12 protein-coding genes are annotated in these 13,657 nt (G+C 41.6%); 8 read left to right on the top strand and 4 right to left on the bottom strand.

What is annotated here, in order from left to right; translation table 11 throughout:
• Nucleotides 1–54: 54 nt before the first annotated feature.
• From metH to SNE25_RS01115, 3 genes are all read left to right on the top strand, one after another.
• Nucleotides 55–3,744 (top strand): methionine synthase, encoded by a 3,690-nt coding sequence (gene metH / locus SNE25_RS01125; RefSeq protein ID WP_321563249.1) that lies wholly within the window; start codon nt 55–57, stop codon nt 3,742–3,744.
• Nucleotides 3,745–3,889: 145 nt separating this feature from the next.
• On the top strand, nt 3,890–4,846 hold the full coding sequence (gene metF, locus SNE25_RS01120; RefSeq protein ID WP_321563248.1) for a methylenetetrahydrofolate reductase [NAD(P)H]: 957 nt from the start codon (nt 3,890–3,892) through the stop codon (nt 4,844–4,846).
• 89 nt (nt 4,847–4,935) lie between these two features.
• On the top strand, nt 4,936–5,493 hold the full coding sequence (locus tag SNE25_RS01115) for a hypothetical protein (protein WP_321563247.1): 558 nt from the start codon (nt 4,936–4,938) through the stop codon (nt 5,491–5,493).
• A 53-nt stretch (nt 5,494–5,546) separates the two neighbouring features.
• On the opposite strand, the gene SNE25_RS01110 is transcribed toward SNE25_RS01115, so the two are convergent.
• Nucleotides 5,547–6,482: a hypothetical protein gene (locus SNE25_RS01110; RefSeq protein WP_321563246.1), complete on the bottom strand. Its 936-nt coding sequence runs from the start codon at nt 6,480–6,482 to the stop codon at nt 5,547–5,549.
• 427 nt (nt 6,483–6,909) lie between these two features.
• Between SNE25_RS01110 and SNE25_RS01105 the strand changes: the two genes are divergently transcribed.
• The 4 genes from SNE25_RS01105 to SNE25_RS01090 are packed head-to-tail and all read left to right on the top strand — an operon-like array spanning nt 6,910 to nt 9,539.
• Nucleotides 6,910–7,410 carry a hypothetical protein gene (locus SNE25_RS01105; protein ID WP_321563245.1) on the top strand — a complete coding sequence of 167 codons (501 nt, stop codon included), beginning with the start codon at nt 6,910–6,912 and terminating at the stop codon, nt 7,408–7,410.
• A 39-nt stretch (nt 7,411–7,449) separates the two neighbouring features.
• Entirely contained in the window at nt 7,450–8,082 is a 633-nt protein-coding gene (locus tag SNE25_RS01100; protein ID WP_321563244.1) for a hypothetical protein, read from the top strand.
• On the top strand, nt 8,058–8,840 hold the full coding sequence (locus SNE25_RS01095; RefSeq protein WP_321563243.1) for a sensor histidine kinase: 783 nt from the start codon (nt 8,058–8,060) through the stop codon (nt 8,838–8,840). The genes SNE25_RS01100 and SNE25_RS01095 overlap by 25 nt, the downstream gene beginning before the upstream one ends.
• 42 nt (nt 8,841–8,882) lie before the next feature.
• Nucleotides 8,883–9,539: a response regulator transcription factor gene (locus SNE25_RS01090; protein WP_321563242.1), complete on the top strand. Its 657-nt coding sequence runs from the start codon at nt 8,883–8,885 to the stop codon at nt 9,537–9,539.
• Between the two features lie 19 nt (nt 9,540–9,558).
• Here SNE25_RS01090 and SNE25_RS01085 read toward each other — a convergent pair whose 3' ends face one another.
• Nucleotides 9,559–10,455, bottom strand: a complete 897-nt coding sequence (locus tag SNE25_RS01085; RefSeq protein ID WP_321563241.1) for an AraC family transcriptional regulator — start codon at nt 10,453–10,455, stop codon at nt 9,559–9,561.
• Between the two features lie 125 nt (nt 10,456–10,580).
• On the opposite strand from SNE25_RS01085, the gene SNE25_RS01080 reads away from it, so the two are divergent.
• Complete coding sequence (locus SNE25_RS01080) at nt 10,581–11,402, top strand: phytanoyl-CoA dioxygenase family protein (protein ID WP_321563240.1); 822 nt, start codon at nt 10,581–10,583, stop codon at nt 11,400–11,402.
• 88 nt (nt 11,403–11,490) lie between these two features.
• On the opposite strand, the gene SNE25_RS01075 is transcribed toward SNE25_RS01080, so the two are convergent.
• Nucleotides 11,491–12,483: an L-histidine N(alpha)-methyltransferase gene (locus SNE25_RS01075; RefSeq protein WP_321563239.1), complete on the bottom strand. Its 993-nt coding sequence runs from the start codon at nt 12,481–12,483 to the stop codon at nt 11,491–11,493.
• Nucleotides 12,484–12,505: 22 nt separating this feature from the next.
• Nucleotides 12,506–13,654: an ergothioneine biosynthesis protein EgtB gene (egtB, locus tag SNE25_RS01070; RefSeq protein WP_321563238.1), complete on the bottom strand. Its 1,149-nt coding sequence runs from the start codon at nt 13,652–13,654 to the stop codon at nt 12,506–12,508.
• Nucleotides 13,655–13,657: the final 3 nt, after the last annotated feature.

Below are 13,657 nucleotides of genomic sequence, written 5' to 3'. Positions count from 1 at the left end.
TAGTTTATTAGAGGATACCCGCAACACGCCACCGAAAACAGGCAACTGATAACAATGGATATTAGAAAAGAATTAGAGAAACGCATACTGGTAATTGACGGGGCAATGGGTACCATGATACAGCGGTACCAATTAACCGAGCGCGATTTTCGCGGGGAGCGTTTTAAAGATCATTCAACCGATCTGCAGGGCAATAATGACCTGCTCAATATTACACGCCCCGATATTATTAAGGCAATACATGCTGAGTATCTTGACGCGGGCGCAGACATTATTGAAACCAATACCTTTAGCACCCAGATAATTTCGCTTGCCGATTATAAGCTGGAAGAGCTTGCCTACGAGCTTAGTTTTGAAGGTGCACGTCTGGCACGTGAAGTAGCCGATGAATACACGCAACGGAACCCCGATAAACCGCGCTTTGTAGCCGGAGCCGTTGGTCCGACAAACCGTACCGCGTCTTTGTCGCCCGATGTAAACGACCCGGGATACCGTGCTGTGACGTTTGATGATCTGGCCGATGCTTATTATGACCAGGTTAGGGGTTTAGTTGACGGCGGGTCTGATATGTTACTGGTTGAAACCATATTTGATACGCTTAATGCTAAAGCGGCTTTGTTTGCTATTCACCGTTATGCGGATGAGTCGGGCAAGCAACTACCTATTATGATCTCGGGTACCATTACTGATGCTTCGGGCCGTACCTTGTCTGGCCAAACAGTAGAGGCGTTTTGGAACTCTATACGCCATGCCAACCTGCTTTCGGTAGGTTTAAACTGTGCTTTGGGTGCCAAAGAAATGCGCCCTCACCTGGCCGAATTGTCTGAAAAAGCTGATGTATTTATATCTGCCTATCCAAACGCGGGCCTGCCTAATGAGTTTGGTCAGTACGATGAAACCGCGCACGAAACTGCGCACCAGGTTGATGATTTTATAAAAGCCGGTTTGGTTAATATTGTGGGTGGCTGCTGCGGCACCACACCCGAGCATATAAAATGTATTGCCGAAAGAGCAGCTAAGTACCCGCCAAGAAGAATCCCGGAGATTGAACCCGATTTGCGATTGAGCGGCCTGGAAGCGGTTACCATAAAACCCGAAAGCATTTTTGTGAATGTGGGCGAGCGTACCAACATTACCGGATCGCCGAAGTTTTCCAAATTGATACTCGCCGAAGATTACGAAGCAGCCCTTGCCGTTGCCCTGCAACAGGTAGAAGGCGGCGCGCAGGTGATAGATATTAACATGGACGAGGGCATGATCGATTCGGAAGCGGTGATGGTGAAATTCCTGAACCTGGTTGCTTCTGAGCCCGATATTGCCAAATTGCCTATCATGATCGACTCCTCTAAATGGACGGTTATTGAGGCTGGTTTAAAGTGTATACAAGGCAAAGGTATTGTGAACTCTATCTCCCTGAAAGAGGGCGAAGAAAAATTCAAAGAATATGCCCGTAAAATATTAAGCTACGGTGCCGCTGCTGTAGTGATGGCGTTTGACGAAACCGGCCAGGCCGATTCATTGGAACGCCGTAAAGAAATCTGTGAGCGCTCTTACAATATATTGGTGAATGAAATAGGTTTTCCGTCACAGGATATCATTTTTGACCCTAACATATTAACCGTAGCCACCGGGCTTGAAGAGCATAACAACTATGCTGTCGATTTTATTGAGGCAACGCGTTGGATAAAACAAAACCTGCCTCATGCCAAAGTAAGCGGTGGGGTAAGTAATATATCATTCTCCTTCAGGGGTAACAATGTGGTACGCGAGGCTATGCACTCTGCCTTCCTGTATCATGCCATAAAAGCAGGTATGGATATGGGTATTGTAAATGCCGGTATGCTGGAGGTGTATGAGCAGATAGATAAAACTCTGCTCGAGCTGGTAGAGGACGTGCTGCTTAATCGCCGCGACGATGCTACCGAGCGCCTGGTTGAATATGCCGATACCATAAAAAGTAAAGGCAAAGAGGTAGTGCGTGATGAGGAATGGCGCAAAGGAACGGTACAGGAAAGGTTATCTCATGCTCTTGTAAAAGGTATTATTGAATACCTTGATGACGATGTGGAAGAAGCGCGCCAGGCTTACAGCAAACCGCTTGAAGTGATAGAAGGGCCATTAATGGATGGCATGAACATCGTAGGTGATTTGTTTGGCGCCGGCAAAATGTTTTTGCCGCAGGTTGTAAAATCGGCCAGGGTGATGAAAAAGGCCGTGGCCTATCTGCTGCCATTTATAGAGCTTGAAAAACAAAGGGTTATTGACGCCGGAGAAGATTCCAGCGGAAGCCGCGCTAACGCCGGTAAAGTATTAATGGCCACCGTTAAGGGTGATGTGCACGATATTGGTAAAAATATAGTAGGTGTGGTGCTGGCCTGTAATAACTTTGAGGTAATTGACCTTGGGGTAATGGTACCTGCGCAAAAGATCATAGAAGAAGCAAAGAAGCAAGAGGTAGATATTATTGGTCTTAGTGGGTTAATAACCCCATCGCTTGATGAAATGGTGCATTTTGCCAAAGAAATGGAGCGCGAAGGATTTACCATTCCGCTTATTATTGGTGGGGCTACCACATCACGTATCCACGCAGCGGTTAAAGTTGCCCCAAATTATTCGGGCGCAGCCATACACGTGCTTGATGCATCACGTAGTGTAACGGTTTGCAGCAGTTTGATGAATAAGGACAACCGAGACGGGTATATACAAGGTATAAAAGATGAATATGCCAAAGCACGCGAAGCACACCTGAATAAAAAATCAGATAAGCGCTTTGTGAGCATCGACGAAGCTCGTAAAGGCCGTTTCCAGATCAGTCTGGATGGTGACGTTGCTCCTAAACCAGCCTTTACCGGTACAAAGGTATTTGAATCGTATCCGCTGGAAGAGTTGGTGCCGTACATTGACTGGACACCGTTTTTCCATACCTGGGAACTGCGCGGTAGCTATCCGAAAATATTTGCCGATAAGTTTGTTGGGGACGAAGCCAAAAAGCTTTTTGACGATGCTCAAGATCTGTTAAAGAGAATTGTAGATCAAAAGCTACTAAAAGCCAGTGGTGTAATAGGTTTCTGGCCTGCTAATAGTGTGGGCGATGATATTGAATTATATACTGACGAAAGCCGTACCAAGCTTTTAACCCGTATCCATACCCTGCGCCAACAGGCCGAAAAGGTGAAGAACGATCCTTATTATGCACTGTCTGATTTTATCGCTCCTAAAGAAAGTGGCGTACCCGATTACTTCGGTGGCTTTGCCGTAACAACCGGTATTGGCTGCGATGAGCTGGTGGCAGAGTTTGAACGCGACCATGACGATTATAACAGCATTATGGCCAAGGCCCTTGCCGACCGACTGGCCGAAGCCTTTGCCGAAAAAATGCATGAACTGGTACGTAAGGAATACTGGGGTTACTCCAAAAGCGAGCAGCTGAGTGCCGATGAGCTGATCAAGGAAGAGTACCAGGGTATTCGTCCGGCGCCGGGTTATCCCGCCTGCCCTGATCATACGGAAAAAACTACACTGTTTGATCTGCTGAAGGCCGAGGATAATGCCCACATGCACCTGACCGAGAGTTTGGCCATGACACCGGCTGCCTCTGTAAGCGGTTTCTATTTCGCGCACCCGCAGGCCCGCTATTTTGGTTTGGGCAAGATCAGTAAAGACCAGGTAGAGGATTATGCCAAACGTAAAGAGATGGATCTGGAAACAGTAGAGCGCTGGTTGGGCCCTAATATTAATTATTAATATAAAATAGAAACAAAACAAATGTCATTGCGAGGTACGAAGCAATCTCTACGTAAGCAGGCTAATCTGCTCTGTATAGTATAGAGATTGCTTCGTACCTCGCAATGACGGATGGATAGACGAATTATACAACCGAACCCGGAGAATGAAAATTACCGAACACATCGCAAACGCCAACGGCAAAACATTATTTTCTTTTGAACTGATACCGCCTTTAAAGGGACAAAGCATACAGGGTATTTATGATGCCATTGATCCTTTAATGGAGTTTAAGCCGCCGTTTATTGATGTAACCTCGCTGCGCGAAGATTATATTTATAAAGAGCACGCCAATGGCTTACTTGAAAAGCTGAGCTATCGTAAACGGCCGGGCACTATCGCTATTTGTGCAGCTATCATGAACAAGTATAAGGTTGATACGGTTCCGCATTTACTGTGTGGCGGTTTTACCAAAGATGAAACCGAAAACGGGTTGGTTGACCTGCAGTTTTTAGGCATCGAGAATGTGCTGGTACTGCGCGGTGATGCACGGCGCGGCGATGCCTCATTTGTACCTACCCCTAACGGGCATTGCTATGCTACCGACCTGCTGCAGCAGGTAGCGAACATGAACAATGGTATTTACCTGCATGAGCACAGCGATTCGAGCCTTAAAACTGATTTTTGTATCGGTATTGCCGGCTATCCCGAAAAACATTTTGAAGCCCCTAATCTTAAATCCGACTTTAAGTATTTGAAACAAAAGGTGGATATGGGCGCCAATTTTATCGTTACCCAGATGTTTTTCGACAATCAAAAATATTTCGACTTTGTAAATAACTGCAAGGCCAATGGTATTAACGTGCCTATTATCCCGGGTTTAAAACCAATTACCTCGTCAAAACAATTGATTAACCTGGCAAAAACATTCCATATTGATATGCCCGAAGATTTGTGCGATGCCATTAACGGTTGCAAATCAGAAAAAGAGGTAAAGGATATGGGTATTGAATGGATGATAAACCAATGCCGCGAACTGGTGAAGTTTGGTGTACCGGTATTGCATTTCTATACCATGAGCAACGCCGGCCCAACCAGGCGCATTGCCGAGGCTATATTTTAGGCAGCTTGTCCATTGTGCTGATTATGAAAATAAAATACTGATTAAAAATTTCTATTTTTAATCAGTATTACCCTGCATCACAGTCACCTATGGACACTTTTAGTCATATTAAATCAGCAATTGGAATTATTTTAGGTCTTAGTATTACCCATTTATTAAGAGGGGCCGCTAAGCAAATTCAGCACCCGGGGCGCAGCAAACCATATTGGGTACATTCCCTTTGGTCGTTTTACTTGTTTATTTTGCTGCTCCATTTTTGGTGGTGGGAGTATAATTTGCATGATATTAAGCATTGGGTGTTTGCAGAGTATCTTTTTGTAATTCTTTACATAGTTATTTATTACTCTGTTTGTGCTTTGCTATATCCGGATGACCTGAAGGATTATAAAGATTATGAAGATTATTTTTATTCGCGCAGAAAATGGGTATTCGGGATATTAGGGTTTAGCTATTTAATGGACATAGTAGATACCTTCATTAAAGGTGAAGCCTATATGCATCATTATGGTATTGAATACCCTATTCGTAACATTTCACACTTTTTGTTGTGTATGGTGGCTATGAAGGTAAACAATCGTGTGTTCCACTCTATCCTCGTAGTTGTGTTTATTGTATATGAATTTTCGTATATATTAAGATTGTTTTAATAAAAAAGGGTACTGTTCTTATGCAGTACCCTTTTTTATTAAATATTAACAGCCTATTGGTACAGATAAGTAGTGGTAAGATGCTCCAACGCTTCGCGGAAGATGATATAAGCCGCCTCTTCGTTATGATTTGCTAATGAATGCAGGGAAGGTTTAATATACGCTTGGTATATGCCTTCATAAATAAGGTCGTGATTGGGCTCCATGTCAATAGTTTCGAGCAGAGAAGCCGAAATGGTATAATATTTTTCAATTTCGGCACCACTCAGGCTATTTTGCAATAGTTTATCCCTGAAGGCTCGCAGTTCATTTAGTTGCCCATCGGGATCATTATCAACAAGGTTGGTGATGATGCGGGTAAGTGCGCACATTTCTTCTATGCTTTTAGGGCATCCGGTTGAGCCCGGGCATGGATGTGATTCGTCGCCTATTGGGATACCGTTCGCTTCCGGCTGTATAAGTGCCTTGTAGGGGTAATTGTTTTCTATATCATATCCAAAATGATAAATAAGTGTATCTCCTTTAGCTTTGTCCACCAGTTCGGTTAATATATTCCGGCCCATAAATGAGCCCCGGTTAATTTTGGTATAATGGGTATCGATATTTGTCTTTTTGTAGTTAAGCACATGGTTAAATAATACCTGCCAGGTTTGCTCTAACGAAATATTATCCCCCTTATTAGTTAAAAAACCATCGGCTTTAATCAGCGAGATTGGAAGGCTGCCTTTACTGGTGTAGTTTGCCGGTATCAAAACAAGTATGCGTGATGATGGGACATTAACATTTTCAATGCCGTTCATGAATTTTATGCCCGACACACTGCTATCGCTAAGAATAGTCTCTATAGCCGATTTAGAGAGCATTACAAAGGTTGTTTCGCCCGGAAAGCTGGTTTTGAAATTTTTAGTAAGCTCATTGTATCTGCTTTTACTAATGAATCCACCTACACATTGTGGTTCAACTTTGGCAGTAGCTCTTATTGGGGTCATTAGTTTATTAATTTTAGGTTAAGATTTGCTTATTATAAACTTAATAATAAAAATTAATATTACTATATTAATCACCGGTTAATACTTATTAACAATTATTCATGCATGTTAATAAGTATTGTTGGTAACGAGCGAGCATCACTTTTATTCAGGAATTAATATATAACGATAAGTGTAATATTGATGATATCACTGCCATATAGGTAAATATTAGCCTGCGTAGTACTACAGTTTTTAATACGTAAAACTACGTAATATACCAGTACGTGTAAATTACAGCATTGGTGTTAGTATCTGTTTATTAGTGTGTTATGTTGTTTTTTTAAAATGTTAAATTTTACTATAGGTTATAAGCTTATTGAAAGAATAGTCAATTAATGTTAGTTTTAGGCATAAAATTCCCTAAATATTCAATATTAATTAAATCATGGAAACAACAACAGCAACACAAACTAAACCAACACGAGGTGTTATTACCGGCGATGAAGGAGCCCCGATTGAACTTGACGAAGCAATTGTTTTAACAACTAATTATCGGCACCGTAACCCAAAGACAACTATATCTCAATTTTTTGGGCAAAAGATATTGAACAGGATACTACAGCAGGAAGGGTGTCTTGGTATTCGTATTTATTACGCAAATAGTCATCAGCTAAGTGGCTGGCAGCGTTTTTTTGTATCGGTTGGAAACTTTTTTATTAAAGTTGTTGCAAATGCCGAAGGTGAAAAAAAATTCGTAATAGTGGGTGTTGACGAAGATGGAGAAGATCAATTGCCAAATGAAAAAAAGAATGATATGGCAGTTTCAACCAGTGTGAAAACTTTTAAGCTGACCGCGGCGCCCGCAGAAAATGTTGTAGCAGATCGCTCTCATCCATGTCCTGGTTCTGCAGGCTGTCCTAAAGGTAAATTAAGTGGTGATAATTAAAATTGGGATATCCGCATATAACAGGTAAAAAAGTAAGGCATGCCTTTAAGTACAGTATTGGACATTCTTTCAACTATATCTGGGTTTTTTCCGGTACTGGTTGCTTTTTATAATTATAAAAACCTCGATAAGGTATTAAAAATCGCAGCGCTTTTTTTTCTTATTTCATCTCTTTTTGATCCGTTGATGTGGGTTTTGGCCAATAACGGAGCAAAAAACAACATGCCTTTAATACACGTTAATATTATAGTTACAGTGGTTTTTTTTGCAGTGATTTATTACAAGTTGTTTACTAATCGCGTTCAAAAAAAAACTACTGTAATTCTTTCAGTTATAACTTTGGGTATTATGCTTATTTATAACTGGAACTTTTTAGAATATCCGTCTATATCAAGCACTGCTTCGGCTATATTGTTGATTATATTGTCGTTATTTTACTTTTATAAATTACTAAATCCGTTAAAATATATTGATATCGAAAAACAGGGGCTTTTCTGGATAAATGCAGGAGTGCTTTTTTATTCTTCAGTTAATATATTTTTATTTATGATATTTACACAAATACCTGTTGATGACAGGCCTAATTACTATGTTATTAACAGTATAAGCAACATCATTGCTAACATACTATATTCGGTAGGACTATTTTGCAAACCACAGAAAACAGCCTGATCCCGGTATTAATTATCGGGACACTGGTAGTTGTTGTATTAATTACGTGTTTGTTTTTCTTCGTGATCATTTATCAGCGCAAAATGATAAAAAGTCAGGCAGAATTACGCACGCTGCACGATGAACGGCAGGGCGATTTGATGAACGCTGTTTTTGAAACACAGGAAAGCGAACGCAAACGCCTTGCAGAGGATTTGCATGACAGCGTTGGGCAAGTATTATCGGCCATAAAACTCAATCTGCACCGGATTGATAAAAATTGCATAAGCGAAAGTACCCAGCCCCTGCTGGCTGATACCCGTCGGCTTACTGATGAATGTATACAGGAAATACGCAATATTATTCATAACGTTTTGCCTCCTGTGCTTACCGATTATGGCTTTTTGGTGGCGCTTGAAGCCCTAAGCAATAAAGTGGAGCAAAACACGCAGATTAAGGTAAAATTTGATAAAAGGATAACAGACCAGCGGTTTCCGCACGAAATTGAACTTGCGCTTTACCGCATAGCCCAGGAACTTTTTGGTAATGCCATTAAGCACTCCGATGCAACAGTTATACAGATGTCTGTTACGCAGGAGGGGAAATATATGGTTATGGAATTTAAAGACAATGGTGTGGGCTTTAAATTAAATGAGGTAAAACAAGGATTCGGTATTAAAAACCTCGAGAGCCGGGTGCAGCTTATAAACGGCGAAATTAATATTTACAGTAAGCCGCTGGGCGGCACACTTACAACTATAAAATTAAAAATAGCATAGTTTATATCTTTAACCTATATTTAGCCAACTATTTGTTAAACAATGGGTACAATTAAATTAGGCATCATAGATGATCATAAAATTTTCAGGAATGGTTTAAAAGCAACCTTGGAAGATTGTGAAGATTTTGACCTGATATTAGAGGCATCTAATGGCAAAGAGCTGGTAGGCTTGCTTACCGATAAAGTTCCGGATGTATTGTTAATGGATATTAAAATGCCCGAGATGGATGGCATCCAGACCACTAATTATGTGCACCAGCATTATAAGCATGTAAAGGTACTGGCGTTGTCCATGTTTAATGAAGATAAATACATTGTTGATATGATGAAGGCCGGCGCATCGGGCTATTTACTTAAAAATGCCGAACCCGAGGAGATCATCGAAGCTATATCAACCGTATATCACAAAGGTTTCTACTTTAATGAGCACTTGTCAATAACCCTTATTAAACAACTGGTTACCAACGAGCATACCGAAAGCGTCGCTAATAACAAGGCCGACCTTAATGAGCGCGAGATAGAGGTGCTGAAACTGGTTTGCCAGGAATGCTCCAACCAGGAAATTGCCGATAAAATTTTTCTGAGCGTACGCACCGTTGAAGGTTACCGGGCACGTTTGTTTGAAAAAACCTGTTCAAAAAACCTGGTGGGCCTGGTGATATATGCCATAAAACGCGGCATCATCAGCGTATCCTGATATTGCTGCCAATCTGCTGTCAGGCCGATTGTTTTTTATCCCCGGTGAGAAGGTTACGCATAAATCTTTTACGATAATTGAGCGGGCTCAGGTGCATCTTGGCTTTAAACATTTTGTAAAAGTGTGACACATCGCCAAAGCCGCTTTCAAATGATATTTCTGATATAGGCTTGTCTGTTTGTACCAGCTGCTGTATGGCATAGTTTAACCGGTATTCAATAATTGTTTCCATGAATGTTTTGCGGGTTACCTTTTTAAAGTATTTGCAAAACGCGTTGGTGGTCATGTTGGCTATGCTCGCGGCCGCATCCAGCGAAACCTGCTTTCTGAAATTTTCTACCAGATAAGCTAACACAGGGTTTATACGCTCACGTTCGGCCAGCGAACGTTCTGCTATCACACGGTGTTGGTCAAGTAATATATACTCGTCTGATGAGGCCATTCGCTGCAATACTTCCAGCAGTGATATCAGGATCCTGAAATTGCTTTTTTCTTCAACAAGGGCCATCAACAGGTGGTTTACCTCGGCCTGTGTATCTGAGTGAAATAAAATGCCGCAGGCGCTCTTTTGAAAGAGTTTTTTTATAAGCTGCAGTTCAAACTTATTAAAAAAGTCATCGCCTAAAAAAGCATCATTAAATTGAATAACTATGGCGCTTGCCTCTTCAGTGGGTATTTCACTTCCTTCCAATTTCCAGCAGTGCGGCAGGTTCGGGCCCAGCAATACCAGGTCGCCAGAAACAAAGTCTTCCATGTGGCTGCCAACATATCGCTTGCCACTGCCTTTTATAACGCAGGTTAGCTCATATTCATCATGAAAATGATAGGGCGCATCAAATGCAAGCCTGTCAAATTTTCTGACAAGGAATGACTGACTGTTTGCGGGTTGAACAACTTCGTAAGAGGCTTTAATCATTGCATATTTTAGCGTAAAAAGTAAATTTGCGTAATATAGGGATAAAATACTCCACTTTTACGCCACTCAATTCATTTTTCTTAACATAAAGATAAACTTACTTTGAGAAATAAACTAAAAAAATTATGAATACACAGGTTTCTTATTTACCGGGGTTGGATAATTTTAAAAAACTGCCTGAAGAGGTAATTCAGGAGTTCCGTGAAAAGGGACATACATTAGTTCGAAATGTACTTTCTGCGGAAGAAATAAATGCTTACAGACCGGTAATTGTTGATGCTGCCGACAGGTATAATACCGAAAAGCGCAAACTGGACGAGCGCGACACTTATGGAAAAGCTTTTCTGCAGATCATGAATTTATGGCGGGTAGATGAGCCCAGCAAAAAGTTTGTTAAAGCTAAACGTTTGGCCAAAATAGCTGCCGATTTGATGGGGGTTGAAAACGTAAGGATTTACCATGACCAGGCCCTGTTTAAAGAACCGGGTGGTGGCCCTACCCCGTGGCACCAGGACCAGTATTACTGGCCCATTGATACCAATAATACCATTACCATGTGGATGCCCCTGGTTGACATTGACGTGGAGATGGGAATGCTCACCTTTGCATCCAGATCTTATGTTAACGGAGCTGTATTTAATCATGAAATATCAGACGAATCTGAAAGCCTGTATGATGATTATGTAAAGGAAAAGCAATTTGAAATTAGCCGCGCTAAAACCATGAAAGCCGGCGACGCCACCTGGCACCGCGGGTTTACCATACACAACGCACCGGGTAATAACTCTGATAAAATGCGCGAGATAATGACCATTATTTATGTAGCCGATGGCGCGCGCATTACTCCTCATAAAAATGAATGGCAAAAAAATGATCATGAAAAATGGCTGATGGGCAAGCCAATTGGAGAGATCATTGACTCGGAACTTAACCCGAAATTACTTTGACAATTGATTTAGATGATAAAAAGATTTCGCTGATTTAATATTATACCAAAAATCATCAGCGAAATCATTTAATCAAAAAAATCAACGGTTATGCAGCTACCCAAATAGCGTCAATAAACCATTTTCGGGTATCAAAAAACTGACCTACGGGAGCAAAGCCTGTGTTTATGGCAATTTGATCGGCCTGCATTATGGTGAATTTTTGGGATATCTCCATGTAAATATATTCGTCCTTTAAAAACGAAATGGTTTCTTTGCCATTGATGGTTACCTGTTGATCCACAGTGCTAATGAGATAGCTTTTGCAGGCTCCTGTTTCGGGGTCATAGGTTGGGTAATGCTCAAACTTATCAATATCAAAATTAGCGTTCAGCTCCCGGTTTATACGCTCCAGCAGATTGAGGTTAAACCTCCTGGTAATGCCTTCTTTGTCATTATAAGCAGCAAGCACCACTTTGGGATCTTTTTTAAGATCCATGCCGATCAACACCATATCACCGGATGATAAGTGCTTGCGCAGTTCCCGGCAAAATTCAATAGCATCATTTACCGCCATATTGCCAATATTCGATCCTAAAAACAAAACCACCTTACGGCGCGATGAAATGGAAGCAGCTTTCTCCATCATGTCAAAATACTCGCCGTTAAGTCCGGTAATTTTCAGGCCTGGTAAAGTAACAGGCAAGGTTATGTTCAGGTATGATATTACGTTTTCAGAAATATCAATAGGGAGGTAAGTAAAGTCGGCCTTTTTTGATACCAGATACTTGAGCAGGTAGGTTGATTTCATGGCATCGCCTGCGCCCAACTCAATCAGGTCAAAAGCATCGCCATCACCAATAATGGAGTCTGCAATTTCAGCAGTTTTTTCTGAGAATATTTCCAGTTCGCAATTGGTTGGATAATATTCCGGGCTGTTCATCAGCTCCTGGAAAAGCTTATCGCCATTGGCATCATAAAAATATTTTGAATTTAACCGCTTGGGTGTCGATTTCAAACCGGCTATCACATCATCATAAAACAAATCGGTTTTTGTTTTTGATGATTTATTCAGTTCTGTTTGTGTTAAGGTAGAATCCATATATTTTGATATTTGATGCCAATTAACGAGCAAGCCTTATGCCAGTAAATTGCCAGCGTAAGTTTGTCTGAAAAAAATTGCGGTAAGTAATACGGCTATGCCCCGGCGACGTAACTTCTGATGCCCCCCGTAATACCTTTTGGTTTACCATAAATTTACCGTTATACTCGCCAATGGCGCCCGAGGCCTTGGCAAAACCAGGATAAGGCAGGTAAGAGCTTTCTGTCCACTCCCAGCTTTTACCCCAGCTAAATTTTGGCGCCGCAGCTTCCCATTCAAATTCTGTGGGTAGCCTAAGGCCTTTCCATGACGCATAGGCATAAGCCTCAAAATAGCTGATATGGCATACTGGATTTTTTAAATTGAGTGATTCGAGGCCGTGATAAGTGTAATTGTTCCACTCGCCATCAATTAAATGCCAATAAAGAGGTGACTCAACATTATTGGCTTTTACCCAGTCCCACCCTTCGGCATGCCAGTGTCTAAAATCATGGTATCCACCGCTGTTCATAAATTCCAGGTATTCTGCATTGCTTACCAGGTGGGGGCTTATTTCATAAGCGTTTAAATACACCTTGTGCTGGTTAAGTTCATTATCAAAGCAAAAGCCCTCTCCGGTAAAGCCTATTTCGTATATACCCTCATCCATCTTAATAAATTCAGCCTCCCCGGTTTCGGCATGAGGCGATACATAGGTGGTGGAATAAGGTGGGAACAAGGGGTTATGGCCTAAAATGTATTTAATATCTGTTAGCAAGAGTTCCTGGTGCTGTTCTTCATGGTTAAAACCCAGTATGATCAGTTCTTTTACATCGGCAGCAGGCTCAACACTCAGGAATTTTTCCATAGCCTCGTCCACGTAAGCGCGATACTGGTAAATATCATTAACAGTAGGCCGGCTCAAATTACCCCTGTCGGTACGGATTACCCGGTTACCAACAGTTTCGTAATAGCTGTTAAATACGTAATTGTAATTGGAGTTAAACTCTTCATAGCCCATAAAATAGGGCTTGAGGATAAAGGTTTCAAAAAACCAGGTAGTGTGTCCGATATGCCATTTAGGCGGGCTAACATCTACTACAGGTTGCACTACATAGTCTTCGGTTTGCAAGGGGCTGCAAATATACTCCGTGCGCTGGCGGACTTTTTTATAACAATCGGTTAAATCCATTGA

Source organism: Mucilaginibacter sabulilitoris (assembly GCF_034262375.1).
Taxonomy (GTDB): domain Bacteria; phylum Bacteroidota; class Bacteroidia; order Sphingobacteriales; family Sphingobacteriaceae; genus Mucilaginibacter; species Mucilaginibacter sabulilitoris.
The sequence above is the reverse complement of the archived record's forward strand: the minus strand, read 5'-3'. Positions and strand labels throughout refer to the sequence as shown.

Excerpts from the sequence above, each read along its gene's own strand:
- SNE25_RS01105 (WP_321563245.1), top strand. The coding sequence starts at position 6,910 with ATGGAAACAACAACAGCAACACAAACTAAACCAACACGAGGTGTTATT.
- egtB (WP_321563238.1), bottom strand. The coding sequence starts at position 13,654 with ATGGATTTAACCGATTGTTATAAAAAAGTCCGCCAGCGCACGGAGTAT.
- SNE25_RS01100 (WP_321563244.1), top strand. The coding sequence starts at position 7,450 with ATGCCTTTAAGTACAGTATTGGACATTCTTTCAACTATATCTGGGTTT.
- SNE25_RS01085 (WP_321563241.1), bottom strand. The coding sequence starts at position 10,455 with ATGATTAAAGCCTCTTACGAAGTTGTTCAACCCGCAAACAGTCAGTCA.
- SNE25_RS01115 (WP_321563247.1), top strand. The coding sequence starts at position 4,936 with ATGGACACTTTTAGTCATATTAAATCAGCAATTGGAATTATTTTAGGT.
- SNE25_RS01110 (WP_321563246.1), bottom strand. The coding sequence starts at position 6,482 with ATGACCCCAATAAGAGCTACTGCCAAAGTTGAACCACAATGTGTAGGT.
- SNE25_RS01090 (WP_321563242.1), top strand. The coding sequence starts at position 8,883 with ATGGGTACAATTAAATTAGGCATCATAGATGATCATAAAATTTTCAGG.
- SNE25_RS01080 (WP_321563240.1), top strand. The coding sequence starts at position 10,581 with ATGAATACACAGGTTTCTTATTTACCGGGGTTGGATAATTTTAAAAAA.
- metH (WP_321563249.1), top strand. The coding sequence starts at position 55 with ATGGATATTAGAAAAGAATTAGAGAAACGCATACTGGTAATTGACGGG.
- metF (WP_321563248.1), top strand. The coding sequence starts at position 3,890 with ATGAAAATTACCGAACACATCGCAAACGCCAACGGCAAAACATTATTT.
- SNE25_RS01075 (WP_321563239.1), bottom strand. The coding sequence starts at position 12,483 with ATGGATTCTACCTTAACACAAACAGAACTGAATAAATCATCAAAAACA.